This is a genomic window from Streptomyces parvus, from assembly GCF_032121415.1.
Classification (GTDB): domain Bacteria; phylum Actinomycetota; class Actinomycetes; order Streptomycetales; family Streptomycetaceae; genus Streptomyces; species Streptomyces globisporus_A.
This window is the reverse complement of record NZ_CP135079.1, coordinates 165,282-179,946: the sequence shown is the minus strand read 5'-3', so window position 1 is coordinate 179,946 and position 14,665 is coordinate 165,282. Positions and strand designations below refer to the sequence as shown.

Genomic DNA, 14,665 nt, shown 5'->3' with positions numbered 1-14,665 from the left:
CGCCGATGACCGGGGGCGCGGCACTGCTCCGGGCAGGGGCGACACGAGGAAGGCGTGAACCGGTCGCACGCCGGGGCGGTCGAGAGAGCAGAATCGGGTACGGACCGGGGTGATCGTTTCCCGGTGCGACGGGCCCGTCTCCCCGCGGGCCGGCCGACGACGAAGACGTACGAGGAGACCCGATGGTGCACGAACGGGCCGGTCACCCGGCACAGTCCGCAGACCTGGTCGACGTGGCACGGCTGGTGACGGCCTACTACGCCCTCCACCCCGACCCGGCCGAACCCGCGCAGCGCGTCGCCTTCGGAACCTCGGGCCACCGGGGCTCCGCGTTCGCCGCCGCGTTCAACGAGGACCACATCGCCGCCACCACCCAGGCGATCTGCGACTACCGCACCCGGCAGGGCACCGACGGCCCCCTGTTCCTCGGCGCGGACACCCACGCGCTCTCCGAACCCGCCCGGGTGACCGCCCTGGAGGTGCTCGCGGCCAACGGGGCCACCGTCCTCATCGACAGCGAGGACGGCTACACCCCGACCCCGGCCGTCTCGCACGCCATCCTCACGTACAACCAGGGGCGCACCGGGCACCTGGCCGACGGCATCGTGGTCACCCCGTCGCACAACCCGCCCGCGGACGGCGGCTTCAAGTACAACCCGCCGAACGGGGGACCGGCCGCCTCCGACGCCACCTCCTGGATCCAGGACCGGGCGAACGCCCTGATCGAGGCCGGACTCGGGGAGGTCCGCCGGATCCCGTACGCCCGCGCCCTGGCCGCCGGCACCACCCGCCGCCACGACTTCCTGACCGCGTACGTCGACGACCTGCCGTCCGTCCTCGACCTCGACGCCGTACGGGACGCGGGCATCCGGATCGGTGCCGACCCGCTCGGCGGCGCGTCCGTCGCCTACTGGGGGCGGATCGCCGAGCGCCACCGGATCGACCTCACGGTCGTCAACCCGCTGGCCGATCCCACCTGGCGGTTCATGACGCTGGACTGGGACGGCAAGATCCGCATGGACTGCTCGTCCCCGCACGCCATGGCCTCGCTCATCGAGCAGCGCGACGCGTACGCCATCGCCACCGGAAACGACGCGGACGCCGACCGGCACGGCATCGTCACCCCCGACGGCGGGCTGATGAACCCCAACCACTACCTGGCCGTCGCCATCGACTACCTCTACACCCACCGCGAGAACTGGGCCGCCGGGACCGGCATCGGCAAGACCCTGGTCTCATCCTCCATGATCGACCGGGTCGCCCACGACCTCGGCCGGACCCTGGTGGAGGTCCCGGTCGGCTTCAAGTGGTTCGTCGACGGCCTCTACGACGGCACCCTCGGCTTCGGCGGCGAGGAGTCCGCCGGGGCCTCCTTCCTGCGCCGCGACGGCCGGGTCTGGACGACGGACAAGGACGGCATCCTGCTGGCCCTCCTCGCCTCCGAGATCACCGCCGTCACCGGCTCCACCCCCTCCGAGCACTACGCCCGCCTCACCGACCGCTTCGGCGACCCGGCGTACGCCCGTATCGACGCACCCGCCACCCGCGAGGAGAAGGCCGTCCTGGCGAAGCTCTCCCCGCAGCAGGTCGAGGCCGACACCCTGGCCGGGGAGCCCGTCACCGCAGTCCTCACCGAGGCCCCCGGCAACGGGGCCCCGATCGGCGGCCTCAAGGTCTGCACCGACAGCGCATGGTTCGCCGCCCGCCCCTCGGGCACCGAGGACGTCTACAAGGTGTACGCGGAGAGCTTCCAGGGCCCCGGCCATCTCGCCCAGGTCCAGGAGGAGGCCCGGGCGCTGGTGTCCGAAGCGCTGGGCGGAGCCTAGGGGGCTGGGCGGGTGTCGCGCCGCCGCCGGGCGTGTTCCAGCCCGGCGGCGTCCGGCAGCCAGGAGCCGTGCCGGTCCAGTCCGGCCCAGCCTCCGCGGACGTAGGCGCTCACCAAGGTCCGGTAGCCGCCGATCCCGTCGATCAGGCTGTACTCGACCCGGTACTCCGGATCCGACCCGCCCCGGCCCTTCCGCACCGTCATGACCCGCGCGGCGGAGTCGGCGTAGAAGTGGAGCTGGATCCCCTCGCCCAGCTCCTCGTCCTCGACGGTGAAGACCTCGTTGTCCGCGGCGGAGCGATCGCCGACGAACTCCCAGAACTCCGCCGAGGCGGTCCGGCCGCTGTCCGCGCGCCACTTCTTCTCGACGCCCTTGTCGTCGGTGAAGGACAGAGCCTTCTTCCTCTTCCTCGGGTCCTCGCCGAGGCCGAGGCGGTCGCCGGTGGTCTCCTCGTCATCCTCCAGAGGCTTGTTCCTGGAGCGGGCGGCGGCCTCCGAGCACATCAGGAAGCTCACGGTGCGCACGGCGTCGTCGGCGAGATCCGGGTGCGCGCGGCGCACGGCGGCGTCCACGGCCGTCTCCATCCGTTTCCAGTCGCGCTTGTCGGTGGCGCGCCTGCCCCGTCGTGGGTCGCGGCCGATCCGCATTCCGGCGCACGCCTGCTCAGCGGTGGCGAGCACCCGCATGACCTCGGGCAGCAGCGCGGGGTCGACGGCGTCCGGTACCCGCCTCGGAATCGTCGCGCCGTGCACGAACTGTCCCGTGTACTTCAGAAGCGCGGTATCGAGCGGACCCAGGATCACGCCGCGCTCGGCCCGCCGCCGGTTCGCGCGGTACTCCTGGGCCCGCCTTCCGTCAGACGTCTCCGTCGCCCCGCGCATCGCCGCGCAGACCTGACCGCGCTCCAGCAGATCGATGTCGGCTCCGTGGGCGATGAGCCGGCCCCTGTCCCACGGGACGCGTCGCAGGAGCGCGTCGACGTCGGCGGGCGTGCCGAGGAGAACCGGATCCAGGAGCGCGACGGCGGCGTCCTCGTCGAGGCGTCCCCGCGTTCCGGCGGCATCGCACAGGGGAAGGACCGCGCTCCACAGCAGCAGGTGCCGGCCCAGGTCCTCCCGGACCACCGCGAGATGGGCTTCCCCGATCGGGAACGTGAACTCACGGGGCGAGTGGTTGGCGTCCGCCCCCGCACCGAGCATCAGTTTCAGCTCGCCGTCCTCGCGGATCACGTTCGGGATCCAGCCGCTCGCGCGCGTGAAAACGATGTCTCTCATGGTTCCAGTCTTTCCCATCGGACGGAACCGCCGGCCCGGGCCCCCGGCGGCCGGCGCCAAACGCCGCCGGCTCGCCTGGGCCCTCGCCCAGGAGCCCCCCGCCGGGCCCCTCCGCCCGGGGGTCCCTCGGCCCGCACCGCGTCCTGCACCGACACGTTCAGCCAGATGTTCCCGTCTCGCCCTCGCGAGGCGACGACCCGCTCCCGGGGAACGCGCCGCCGCGGAACGCGCCGAGGATCTCCTCCGCCGCCAGCGTCGCCGTCAACGTGCCCTCCCGGACCCGCTGTTCGAGCTCCGGTGCGATCCTCCGCACCGCCGGATGGCCGTACAGGCTGCCCAGCAGCTCGTCGCGGACCATGGCCCAGGTCCAGTCCACCTGCTGGTCGCGGCGCTTCGCCGCCAGCCTGCCGGTGGACTCCAGGACCGTACGGTGCTGCTCCAGCCGGTCCCACAGCGTGTCGAGCCCGGTCGACTCGCGCGCGCTGCACGTGAGCACCGGGGGAGTCCAGGCCGCGTCCGCCGGATGCATCAGCCGGAGCGCGCCCGCCAGTTCGCGCGCCGCCGAGCGGGCGTCACGCTCGTGCGGGCCGTCGGCCTTGTTCACCGCGATGGCGTCCGCCAGCTCCAGGACGCCCTTCTTGATGCCCTGCAACTGGTCGCCGGTACGGGCCAGGGTCAGCAGCAGGAACGTGTCGACCATGTTGGCCACCGCCGTCTCCGACTGCCCGACCCCCACCGTCTCCACCAGCACCACGTCGTACCCGGCCGCCTCCATCACCACGATGGACTCGCGGGTCGCCTTGGCCACCCCGCCCAGCGTGCCCGCCGTGGGGGAGGGGCGGACGAAAGCGGCCGGGTCCACCGCGAGCCGCTCCATCCTGGTCTTGTCGCCCAGGATGGAACCGCCCGTACGGCTGGAGGACGGGTCGACCGCGAGCACCGCCACCCGGTGGCCGAGCCCGGTGAGCATCGTGCCGAGCGCGTCGATGAACGTGGACTTGCCCACGCCCGGCACCCCGCTGATCCCGATCCGCCGGGCCGCCCCCGCGTGCGGCAGCAGTCGGCTCAGCAACTCCTGGGCCAGCACCCGGTGTTCGGCCCGCGTCGACTCGACGAGCGTGATCGCGCGCGCCACGAACGCCCGCTTCCCGTCGAGCACTCCCTGCACATATCCGTCGATGTCGATCTTCGCAGCCATCCGGTCAGCGGCTCACAGCTCGTGGCCGAGCGCGGCGCCGAGCCGCGTCACCAGGTCGTGGGCCGCGTCCGGGATCACCGTCCCCGGCGGGAAGACCGAGGCCGCGCCCGCCTCGTGCAGGGCCTCCACGTCCTGCGGCGGAATGACCCCGCCCACCACGATCATGATGTCCTCGCGGCCCTCGGCGGCCAGCTCCTCGCGCAGCGCGGGCACCAGAGTCAGGTGCCCCGCCGCCAGCGAGGAGACGCCCACGATGTGCACGTCGGCCTCGACGGCCTGCCGCGCCACCTCGCCCGGCGTCTGGAACAGCGGACCGACGTCCACGTCGAAGCCCAGGTCGGCGAAGGCCGTGGCGATCACCTTCTGCCCCCGGTCGTGGCCGTCCTGGCCCATCTTGGCGACCAGGATGCGCGGCCGACGGCCCTCCGCCTCCTCGAACGCGTCGACCAGCGCACGGGTCCGGTCCACGGAAGGGGACTCTCCTGCCTCTTTGCGGTACACACCGGAGATCGTACGGATCTGCCCGGCGTGCCTGCCGTACACCTTCTCCAGCGCGTCCGAGATCTCCCCGACCGTGGCCATCGCGCGCGCCGCGTCGACCGCCAGCGCCAGCAGATTGCCCTCAAGGGCCGGACCCGGGTCGCGCTCGGCCGCGGCCGTCAGCGCCCGCAGCGCCTTCTGGCACGCCGCCTCGTCGCGCTCCTCGCGCAGCCGGCGCAGCTTCTCGATCTGCTGGGTGCGCACCGAGGAGTTGTCGACCTTGAGCACGTCGATCTGCTCGTCGGTCTCCACCCGGTACTTGTTCACGCCGATCACCGGCTGCCGCCCGGAGTCGATCCGCGCCTGCGTCCGCGCGGCCGCCTCCTCCACCCGGAGCTTGGGGATGCCCGCGTCGATGGCCTTCGCCATCCCGCCGGCCGCCTCGACCTCCTCGATGTGCTGCCAGGCCCTCTCCGCGAGGTCCCGCGTCAGCTTCTCCACGTACGCGCTGCCGCCCCACGGGTCGATGACCCGGCAGGTGCCGGACTCCTGCTGGAGCAGGAGTTGCGTGTTGCGGGCGATCCGCGCCGAGAAGTCGGTGGGCAGAGCCAATGCCTCGTCGAGAGCGTTGGTGTGCAGCGACTGGGTGTGCCCCTGCGTCGCGGCCATCGCCTCCACGCACGTACGCGTCACATTGTTGAACACGTCCTGCGCGGTCAGCGACCACCCCGAGGTCTGCGAATGGGTGCGCAGCGAAAGCGACTTGGGATTCTTCGGGTCGAACTGCTTCACCAGGCGCGCCCACAGGAGCCGGGCCGCCCGCAACTTGGCGACCTCCATGAAGAAGTTCATCCCGATCGCCCAGAAGAACGACAGGCGCGGCGCGAACGCGTCGACGTCCAGGCCCGCTTCCTGCCCGGCGCGCAGGTACTCCACGCCGTCGGCGAGCGTGTACGCCAGCTCCAGATCGGCCGTCGCCCCGGCCTCCTGGATGTGATAGCCGGAGATCGAGATGGAGTTGTAGCGCGGCATCTTCTGGGAGGTGAACGCGAAGATGTCGGAGATGATCCGCATCGACGGCGACGGCGGATAGATGTAGGTGTTGCGGACCATGAACTCCTTCAGAATGTCGTTCTGAATGGTCCCGGCCAACTTCTCCGGCGGTACGCCCTGCTCCTCGGCGGCCACGATGTACAGCGCCAGCACGGGAAGCACCGCGCCGTTCATCGTCATCGACACCGACATCCGGTCCAGCGGAATTCCGTCGAACAACTGGCGCATGTCGTAGATCGAGTCGATCGCCACCCCGGCCATGCCGACGTCACCCGTCACCCGGGGATGGTCGCTGTCGTAACCCCGGTGGGTCGGCAGGTCGAAGGCGACCGACAGCCCCTTCTGCCCGGCCGCGAGGTTGCGCCGGTAGAAGGCGTTGGACTCCTCCGCCGTGGAGAACCCGGCGTACTGACGGATCGTCCAGGGCTGGTTGACGTACATCGTCGGGTAGGGGCCGCGCAGATACGGGGCGATGCCCGGGTAGCTGTGCAGCGCGTCCAGGCCCTCCAGGTCCTCACCGGTGTAGAGCGGCTTGACCGCGATCCCCTCGGGCGTCTCCCAGAGCGGGGCCTCGGCGCCGTCGGCCGCCTTGGCGACGGCCGCCTGCCACTCCCCGGCCGAGGCGGCGGGCTGGGTGGATGTGAGCGGGACGTCGGAGAAGTCGGGAACGGAGGCTTTGCGGTCCGTGGGCGAGGTGGGCATCACGCCACTCCCATGCGGTCGAGAACGGAGGTGAGAACGGCGACCGCGTCGCAGCCCGCGAAGACATGGGCGTCGACATCGGCGTGCTCGCCGGGGCGCCCCGCGAGGAACACCTGTGCCGCGCCCGCCGACCTCAGCGCACCGGCGACCTGCTTCGCCTGCTCGGCGTAGAGCGCGTCCGAGGAGCACAGCACGGCGACCGAAGCGCCGGAGGCGGCCAGCGCACCGGCGGCCGTATCCGCGTCGACCGACACCGGGTCGTGCACCGCCTCGATCCCGCCCGCCCCGAAGAGGTTGACGGCGAAGGACACCCGCGCGGTGTGCGCGGCGGCCGGGCCGAGCGCCGCGACGAACACCTTCGGCCGGCTTCCGGTCGCCGCGAGGTGCGCGTCCGACCGGGCACGCAGCGCCTCGAACGCCTCGTCGCGCCGGACCCGGGGCAGACCGCCCGGAGCACCGGCGTAGGCGTCGGGGGCGGGCTCGCGCTCCACCGGGCGCTCGCCGGGCATCGGGAACTCACTGACGCCGGTGATCGGCTCCTTGCGACGCGCCAGCTTCGCGCTCCGCGCCGCCCACGTGGCGGCCAGCCGCTCCGCGACCGTCCCCGAGCGCAGGGCGGCGGGCAGGCCGCCCGCCCGCTCGGTCTCCTGGAAGAACGCCCAGGCGGCCGAGGCGAGTTCCTCGGTGAGCCGCTCCACGTACCAGGAGCCGCCCGCCGGGTCGATGACCCGCGCCAGGTGCGACTCCTCCATCAGGATCGTCGAGGTGTTGCGGGCGATCCGCCGCGCGAACGCGTCGGGCAGGCCCAGCGCGTGATCGAACGGCAGCACGGTCACGGAGTCCGCGCCGCCCACCCCCGCGCCCAGTGTGGCGAGCGTGGTGCGCAGCATGTTCACCCACGGGTCGCGGCGCGTCATCATCACCGGCGAGGTGACGGCGTGCTGCCGCTGCGCGCCGGCGGCGGGAGCGCCGGACGCCTCGGCGACCCGCGCCCACAGCCGGCGCGCAGCGCGCAGCTTGGCGATGGTCAGGAACTGGTCGGCGGTGGCGGCGTACCGGAACTCCAGCTGCCCGCAGGCCGCCTCCACGCTCATCCCGGCAGCGGTCAGGGCCCGCAGATAGGCGACGCCGGTGGCCAGGGAGAGCCCCAGCTCCTCGCCGGCCGAACCGCCCGCCTCGTGGTACGGCAATCCGTCCACGACGATCGCGCGCAGCCCCGGGTACTCGGCGTCGCACCGCCCGGCCCAGCGCACGGCGGGGGCGAGATCCGCCTCGACGCCCGTCCGGGCCTCGTGGCCGAACGGATCGGCGCCCAGCGTGCCGCGCGCCTCGCTCCTGGCGACGCCGCGCTCCTCGTACAGGCGCAGCAGCTCCGTCGCGGCGGCGTCCAGGTCGGCCGGGGCGTCGAGCGCGACGGGCGCGAGGTCGAGGTACACGCCCTCCAGCGCCCGCGCGAGCCCGTCGACGGGGACGCCCGCCGGGCCGCCCACCGTGAGCCAGAGCGAGGTGACCCCGTTCTCCAGATCGCCGAGCAGCGCCTCGTTGAGCCGGGCGGGGTCGGTCAGGGCGTGGCGCTGGCGTACGTCCCAGCCGCCCGCCGCGTTCCCCTCGGCCCTGCTGCCCCGGGTGAAGGGGGCGAAACCGGGGAAGCCGGTGTCCGGCGACTCGTCGTTCGCGGTGTAGAGGGGGCGGGTGGTGAGCCCGTCCTCCAAAGTGGTGGACAGCGCTTCCTCGGCGGCCGAGCCCGAGACTTCCTTGCCCGACTTGCGCAGTACGCCTTCGACGAGGCTCTGCCACTGGTCATGGGAAGGGTCGGGGAACGCGGCGGTTGGAGAGAGCCCGTCAGCAGGCTGGACCGTCATGGTCAGATGCTAGGCCAGCGCGCGGAACGAGGAGCAGGGGAACGTGCTGTGACCTTGCCCTCTCAGGTATGCACTTGATCCAGTGCATACGGTCGCGTAACCGGCTCGGCGGACCTGCGGCCGGGGCAACACGACGGTCCCCGACATCGGGATGAATCGGGGCACTGATGCATATTATGTGCGAAGTTCCCTGATCTCTTATGTCATCCCTGGAATGCCGTATCCATCCCGGTGCCCCTGCGGCCGCCGGGATACGGAGAGGACGCGACCGTGGCCGTCGGACCTGTGGAATACCTCGTCATCGCCTTCCCCGGCAGTCGCTTCACCGGGGCGGTCGCCCCCGCCCTCGCCCACGCCGTGTCGTCCGGCGCCGTGCGCGCCGGTGACCTGGCCTTCGTCCGGCGGACCGAAGGCGGTGCGCCGGCCCCCGTGGACCTGCGGGAGCTGGACCCCGAGGGAGTGGTTCCCGCCGATACGGCGGAGGGCGGGGCGGCGCCGGTGCTGAGGGCAGAGGACATCGACCGGCTCCACCAGGGCCTACCGGCGGGAGATGTCGTCGCGATCGTCGTCCGGGAGGACCTGTGGACCACGGAGCTCGCCCGTACGGCCCGTGAGGCGGGCGGTACGTTCGTCGCGCACGAGCGCCTCGGTGCCGAGGGGGCGGGGACGGACGAGGCCGCGGGCGACGACATCATCAACCGGCTGGAGCGCCTCGCCGACCTCCGGAAGCGCGAGATCCTCACCGACGCCGAGTTCGTGGAGCAGAAGACCCGGCTCCTGTCGGACTGACGCGTACGACGTCGCTCTTGTACGGCGCATTCTTGGAATTCAGCGGGGAAAGAGGCAGTTCATCGTGCAGACCGCCCGGACCGTTCCGGCCGCCACCGTCGTCAATCTGCGCGACCTGGGGGGCATCGCCCTCGGGCGTGACCGCCGGGTGCGGCAGGGTGTCCTGTTCCGCTCGGGTCAGTTGAGCGAACTCGACCCGGCACGCGACCGCGCGGTGGCCGCGCTCGGCGTCCGCACCGTCGTGGATCTGCGCACCGCCGACGAGCGCCTATGGGCCCCGGACCGCCTGCCGGACCGGGCCCGGCTCTTCGTCGCCGACGTGCTGGGCGACCATCCGGGCGTGGCGCCCGCCCGGCTGCGCTCCCTGCTCGCCGACCCGGCCGAGGCCGAGCGGACACTCGGGGGCGGGCGGGCCGAGGAACTCTTCGCCGAGACCTACCGCAAGATGGTCCTCTCACCGGGCGCCGCGGCCGCCTACCGGGCCTTCCTGGAGACGGCGGCCGACCCCGCCGCACGCCCGGTGCTCTTCCACTGCACGGCGGGCAAGGACCGTACCGGCTGGGCGGCGGCCGTCCTGCTGATGATCCTCGGAGCGCCCCGGGCGACGGTGCGCTCGGACTTCCTCGCGGTCAACCCCGCCGTACGGGCCGCCTTCGCCCCGCAGGTGACGAAGTTCCTCGACGGCGGCGGCGACCCCGACGTCGCCGCGGCGATCATCGAGGTCCGCCCCCGCTATCTCGACACGGCGCTCGACGCCATGGACGAGCGGTGGGGCGGCCTCGACGGCTACGTCCGCAACGGTCTGCGCGTGCCCGAGGCCGTACTGGAACGGCTGCGCGACGGCCTGGTGGTCCGAGGCTGAAGCGGACGACCGGGGCGTCGCCACGTGTGAAATGGGGCCGGTCCGGCCGAGAGCTTCTCGGCCGGACCGGCCCCATTTCACACGGTCGTACCAGGCCCCGTCACAGGCGTACGAGCCGCTCCGTCAGATCGCGGTAGTGCTGAAGGGCGATCCTGAGATCCTCGGTGTCCGCACCGGCGGCCGCGCCGCTACCGTCCTTCCCGGACCGCAGCCGTCGCCCGCGTTCCGCCAAGGCGGCTCCGAGCTCCGCGACGACCTCCTCGAACGTGGCGTCGGCGTCCCGAACCGCCCGGTGCGGGTCCTCCACGAATCCGGTCACCGCCTGCTGGATCCGGGCGGCGAAGGCATCCTGTTGCGCCGGGGCGAAGAGCGGGCTCCCGGGGTGCGGGCCGTCCTCGACCGGCGTCCCCGCGGTGGCCGGACCGGCTTCGGGGACCGTACGGCCGGAAGTGGCGCGAGGGTCGGCGGGCTGCCCGACCGCTTCCGCCTCCTTGCCCGTGACCGTCCTCGTGGCCTGGTCGGGCGTGCCCGGGCGTCGGACGGGCGTACCCGTGTCGATGGGGCCGGCACCCTCCGGAAGCCCGGCGCCGGGGGTCGGGTTCGTCCTGTCGTTCGGTATCCGCGTCATGATGTGCCGCGTCCCTTCACCAGATGCCGGTTGCTGTGTTCACGCCCCGACGGACCGCCCGCGAGGAGGGAGTCGAAGAGCCTGCGGGCCTCGATGAGGGCCTCACGCATCTCCTCGGTGCCCGCGTCCCCGCGTCGCGCGGTGTGCACCCGGCGGTAGCCGTCGACGTGCGCGGCGTGGTGGACGGAGAGCGCGTCCGTACGGTCCTCGAAGTCGTCGCCGTCCGGGAAGCCGCGCTCGCGCGACAGATCGGACAGCAGCGCGTCGGCCTCGGTGAGGGAGCGCTCCGGCGATTCGACGAACATTTCCTGGGCGCCCGCCCAGCGGGCGGCGTACCGCGCGCGGGCCTCCTCGGTCAGCGGGCGCTCCTCGATGGCCCCGTGCCGCTTCACCCGATCGCCGAGCTCCCGCTCGGCCGCCTCGGTGTCGCCGCCGTGTCGGGCGACCACCCGGTCGTACTCCGGGCCGAAGCGGCTGCGCAGACTGCGGCCGCCGCCGGCGAGGCGCCCACGGAGCAGGAGAAACGCGGCGATGGCCGCCACGGCGACCACGGCGATGATGATGATCGCTGTCGTCACGGCTACCGCCCCCACCGTTCATCGGCCGGTACGTACCTCTGCTGTCGCACAGTGGTCAACCCCTTTCGGTCCGGGCCCGGCGGCAATCGCCGGACGGTGTGCTGGAGTTCGTGTACCCCCGGATCCCCGTTCGAGGCAGCCGGCCGCGAGGGAAGGCTCGGCGCGACGCGCTGGGTAGGGTGAAAGACGTCGGATCGACGGCAGGTCGGAGGGACGTGCGATGACGGAGCGCAAACCACCGGGGGTCAGCTTCGAGTCCTGGGTCGACCGACAGATCCACGAGGCGCAGGAGCGCGGCGACTTCTCCCGGCTCCCGGGCTTCGGCAGACCGATCGCCGGCCTGGAACGCCCGTACGACGAGGCCTGGTGGATCAAGCAGAAGATGCAGCGGGAGGGCGTGTCGATGCTGCCGCCCGCGCTGGCCCTGCGCAAAGAGGCGGAGGACGTTCCCGCCACGGTGGCCGCCTCCCGCACCGAGTCCGAGGTGCGGCGCATCCTGACCGAGGTGAACGAGAAGATCGAGCGGGCCGTCAAGATGCCGCCCGAGGGCCCGCCGCTGCACCTGAAGCCCTTCGACGTCGAGGCGACCGTCCGCCGCTGGCGCGAGGAGCACCGCCCGGCCGGAGACCCGCCGCAGCAGGGCGGTGCCTGATAATCGCCCTATGGAACCGGGCAGGGCAGGACGACGAAAGGGGCGCGCCCCACGGCGTGCCGACGTGGTGATCCGCCCGGCGGTGGCGCGCGACGCCGCCCGACTGACCCGGCTGGTCCGCGCGTCACGCGCCTACGAGGGCCCGTACGCCCCGATGGTCGCGGGATACCGGGTCGGACCGGACTACATCGAGGCGCACCGCGTCTTCGTCGCCGCGGACGACGCCACGGGGCAGGTGCTCGGCTTCTACGCCCTGCTCCTCGACCCCCCTGAACTGGACCTGATGTTCGTCGCCGACGCCGCGCAGGGGCTCGGCATCGGCCGACTGCTCGCCGCGCATCTGCGTGATGAGGCCCGCAGCGCCGGGCTCACGGGTGTCCGGATCGTCTCCCACCCGCCCGCCGAGGGCTTCTACCGGAGCATCGGCGCCGAACCCGTCGGTACGGTCCGGGCGCGCCCGCCGGCGGTGATGTGGGACCGCCCCGAACTCCTGCTTCCGGTCGGCCCGGGCTGAGGCGCGCGTCGTACCGGGGACGACGACCGGGGCCGGGCCGCGGTTTGCGCGGCCCGGCCCCGGTCCGGGACGTGACTCCTCCCCGTGCAGGTCAGCCGCCGTACGGACGAGTGATCAGCTCCAGCCAATGGCCGCCGGGATCGGGGAAATACACACCCCGCCCGCCGTCATTGCGGTTGATCTCGCCGGGGTGCTTCCGCCGGGGGTCGGCGTAGAACTCGATTCCCAGCTCCTGGATCTTCGCGAACGCGGAGTCGAACTCCGCCTCCGAAACGAGGAAGGCGTAGTGCTGAGGGGTGATCGAATCGGCGGGAAGCGTCGCGAAATCCAGCGTGACGCTGTTCGCGAGAACGACCGGGATGAACGGACCCCACTCCTCGCCGACCGTCAGATCCAGCAGATCCGCGAAGAATTCGGCGGACTCGCGGTTGTCCTTGCAATGGATGATGGTGTGGTTCAACTCGACTGACACGGTGGAATGCCTCCAACGGGCATCTCACGGGCTACCTCCACGCCTCACCCGGCCGGTGACCGACGCGCGATGCCGTGCGGCGATCTTAGACGCGCGGCACAGCGAGGTCGAGCGCGTTCTGATTGGCCCCGCGCCGTCGGGGCACCTGTAGTCCCGGATCGAACGTGTGTCTAAGCGCCCCGGTCGGGTCGAGACGAGGAGAACACCGATGACGGAGACCTACGGCAGAGGCCGGGAGGAGACCCAGGAGGAGCGGGCGGACCGGCAGTGGTCCGAACTCCTCCAGGAACTGCGCGTCGCGCAGACCGGGGTGCAGATCCTGTTCGGCTTCCTGCTCGCGGTGGTCTTCCAGTCCCGGTTCGAGGACCTGGGGGACATCGACCGGGACATCTACGTGGTGACGGTGATGCTCGGCTCCGCGACCGCAGCGGCGCTCATCGGCCCCGTCTCGTACCACCGGCTGCTCACCGGCCGCCGGATGAAGCCGGAGACGGTGCTCTGGGCCTCGCGGATGACCGTTCTGGGCCTGGTGCTCCTCTTCTGCACCATGTGCTCGACACTGCTGCTGATCATGCGCGTGGCCCTGCACAACGAGACGGCCCTGTGGCTGGTCGGCGGGATGGCTCTGTGGTTCCTGGCCTGCTGGTTCGTCTTCCCGCTGTGGGCCCTCGCCAGGGGACGTTCCGGCCCGCGCGAGAGCGACACGGGCGACGGCGACGACACGGCCGGCAGGGGAGGCCGGAGGCCCTAGGTGTATTGACCCGCAGGGTTGTTGACACGGGTGATGGGTGGGTGGCCGCCGAGTGCGGTGTGGCTGCGGTGGTGGTTGTAGGTGTGGAGGAAGTCTGCCAGGGCTTCGGCCCGCTCGGTGTTGGCGGTGTAGGGCCGGATGTAGGCCCATTCGTCGAGCAGGGTGCGGTTGAAGCGTTCGACCTTGCCGTTGGTCTGGGGCCGGTAGGCCCGGGTCAGCTTGCCTGTGGCGCCGAGGTCCGCGAGGGCGTTCCTCCAGGCCAGGCCCTTGCGGTAGGCCCAGGCGTTGTCCGTCAGGACCCGCTCGATGCGGGGGATGCCCTGGCGGTGGAAGAAGGCGGCTGCGCGGGTGAGGAAGCCCGCGCAGGTCGCGACCTTCTCGTCGGGGTGGATCTCGCTGTAGGCCAGGCGGGAATGGTCGTCGACGGCAGAGTGGATGTAGTCGAAGCCCATGTTGCTGCGGGTGGCGCGGCCGGCCTGGCGGCCCAGGGTCCTGTGACCGCCGCCGTCGGGGATCCGGCCGAGCTTCTTCACGTCGATGTGGATCAGCTCGCCGGGCCGGTCGCGTTCGTAGCGGCGGATCAGGGTGCCGGTCGGACGGTCGATCCAGGACAGCCGGTTCAGACTGTGGCGGGTCAGGATCCGGTGCACGGTCGAGGCGGGCAGGCCCAGGACCGGGCCGATGCGGGCGGGGCCGAGCTTGCGGGTCCTGCGGAGGTCGCAGACGCGAGCCTCGACGGCCCGTGGGGTGCGGTGCGGTGTGCGATGGGGCCTGCTGGAGCGGTCGGCCAGGCCCGAGTCACCCTCCGCGCGCCAACGGCGGATCCACTTGTGGGCGGTAGGCCTGGATATGCCCATTTCGGCCGCCACATGGGCAACTGGCCGCCCACCGAGGACGCGATCGACCAGGATTCGCCTGCCGTGAACGGTCAGCCGGGCATTACGGTGGGACACGAAGACCTCCGTGTGTGGTGTGGAGCCTAGACACCTCCACCACACCGGAGGTCTTCGCCATGATCAAGCCC

At 72.1% G+C, this 14,665-nt stretch carries 14 protein-coding genes; 6 read left to right on the top strand and 8 right to left on the bottom strand.

Annotated elements, in window-relative coordinates:
- The first annotated feature begins 182 nt into the window (after positions 1-182).
- Positions 183-1,826: a phosphoglucomutase (alpha-D-glucose-1,6-bisphosphate-dependent) gene (gene pgm / locus RNL97_RS01750; protein ID WP_313750283.1), complete on the top strand. Its 1,644-nt coding sequence runs from the start codon at positions 183-185 to the stop codon at positions 1,824-1,826.
- Here the strand turns inward: pgm and RNL97_RS01745 are convergent.
- From RNL97_RS01745 to RNL97_RS01730, 4 genes are all read right to left on the bottom strand, one after another.
- Positions 1,823-3,100, bottom strand: coding sequence for a DUF6357 family protein (locus RNL97_RS01745; protein WP_030586831.1), 1,278 nt, complete (start codon positions 3,098-3,100; stop codon positions 1,823-1,825). The genes pgm and RNL97_RS01745 overlap by 4 nt on opposite strands.
- Positions 3,101-3,257: 157 nt before the next feature.
- Entirely contained in the window at positions 3,258-4,298 is a 1,041-nt protein-coding gene (gene meaB, locus RNL97_RS01740; protein WP_030586829.1) for a methylmalonyl Co-A mutase-associated GTPase MeaB, read from the bottom strand.
- 12 nt (positions 4,299-4,310) lie between these two features.
- Positions 4,311-6,533, bottom strand: a complete 2,223-nt coding sequence (gene scpA / locus RNL97_RS01735) for a methylmalonyl-CoA mutase (protein WP_030586827.1) — start codon at positions 6,531-6,533, stop codon at positions 4,311-4,313.
- Complete coding sequence (locus RNL97_RS01730; RefSeq protein ID WP_313750282.1) at positions 6,533-8,395, bottom strand: methylmalonyl-CoA mutase family protein; 1,863 nt, start codon at positions 8,393-8,395, stop codon at positions 6,533-6,535. The genes scpA and RNL97_RS01730 overlap by 1 nt, the downstream gene beginning before the upstream one ends.
- A 270-nt stretch (positions 8,396-8,665) precedes the next feature.
- Here RNL97_RS01730 and RNL97_RS01725 point away from each other — a divergent pair, with 270 nt between their 5' ends.
- Positions 8,666-9,184 carry an SHOCT domain-containing protein gene (locus RNL97_RS01725; RefSeq protein WP_030586824.1) on the top strand — a complete coding sequence of 173 codons (519 nt, stop codon included), beginning with the start codon at positions 8,666-8,668 and terminating at the stop codon, positions 9,182-9,184.
- 64 nt (positions 9,185-9,248) lie between these two features.
- Positions 9,249-10,046 carry a tyrosine-protein phosphatase gene (locus RNL97_RS01720; protein WP_030586821.1) on the top strand — a complete coding sequence of 266 codons (798 nt, stop codon included), beginning with the start codon at positions 9,249-9,251 and terminating at the stop codon, positions 10,044-10,046.
- Positions 10,047-10,146: 100 nt separating this feature from the next.
- Here RNL97_RS01720 and RNL97_RS01715 read toward each other — a convergent pair whose 3' ends face one another.
- Positions 10,147-10,674 carry a hypothetical protein gene (locus tag RNL97_RS01715; RefSeq protein ID WP_030586819.1) on the bottom strand — a complete coding sequence of 176 codons (528 nt, stop codon included), beginning with the start codon at positions 10,672-10,674 and terminating at the stop codon, positions 10,147-10,149.
- Positions 10,671-11,252, bottom strand: a complete 582-nt coding sequence (locus RNL97_RS01710) for a hypothetical protein (RefSeq protein WP_030586818.1) — start codon at positions 11,250-11,252, stop codon at positions 10,671-10,673. The genes RNL97_RS01715 and RNL97_RS01710 overlap by 4 nt, the downstream gene beginning before the upstream one ends.
- A gap of 220 nt (positions 11,253-11,472) precedes the next feature.
- On the opposite strand from RNL97_RS01710, the gene RNL97_RS01705 reads away from it, so the two are divergent.
- Both RNL97_RS01705 and RNL97_RS01700 read left to right on the top strand, forming a co-directional pair.
- Positions 11,473-11,904, top strand: coding sequence for a DnaJ family domain-containing protein (locus tag RNL97_RS01705; protein WP_030586817.1), 432 nt, complete (start codon positions 11,473-11,475; stop codon positions 11,902-11,904).
- A gap of 10 nt (positions 11,905-11,914) precedes the next feature.
- Positions 11,915-12,418 (top strand): GNAT family N-acetyltransferase, encoded by a 504-nt coding sequence (locus RNL97_RS01700; RefSeq protein ID WP_030586815.1) that lies wholly within the window; start codon positions 11,915-11,917, stop codon positions 12,416-12,418.
- Between the two features lie 91 nt (positions 12,419-12,509).
- On the opposite strand, the gene RNL97_RS01695 is transcribed toward RNL97_RS01700, so the two are convergent.
- Positions 12,510-12,890 (bottom strand): VOC family protein, encoded by a 381-nt coding sequence (locus RNL97_RS01695; protein ID WP_030586813.1) that lies wholly within the window; start codon positions 12,888-12,890, stop codon positions 12,510-12,512.
- Between the two features lie 208 nt (positions 12,891-13,098).
- Here RNL97_RS01695 and RNL97_RS01690 point away from each other — a divergent pair, with 208 nt between their 5' ends.
- Entirely contained in the window at positions 13,099-13,641 is a 543-nt protein-coding gene (locus tag RNL97_RS01690) for a DUF6328 family protein (protein WP_030586811.1), read from the top strand.
- Here RNL97_RS01690 and RNL97_RS01685 read toward each other — a convergent pair.
- On the bottom strand, positions 13,638-14,594 hold the full coding sequence (locus RNL97_RS01685; protein WP_313750281.1) for an IS481 family transposase: 957 nt from the start codon (positions 14,592-14,594) through the stop codon (positions 13,638-13,640). The two genes, RNL97_RS01690 and RNL97_RS01685, sit on opposite strands and share 4 nt — an antisense overlap.
- Positions 14,595-14,665: the final 71 nt, after the last annotated feature.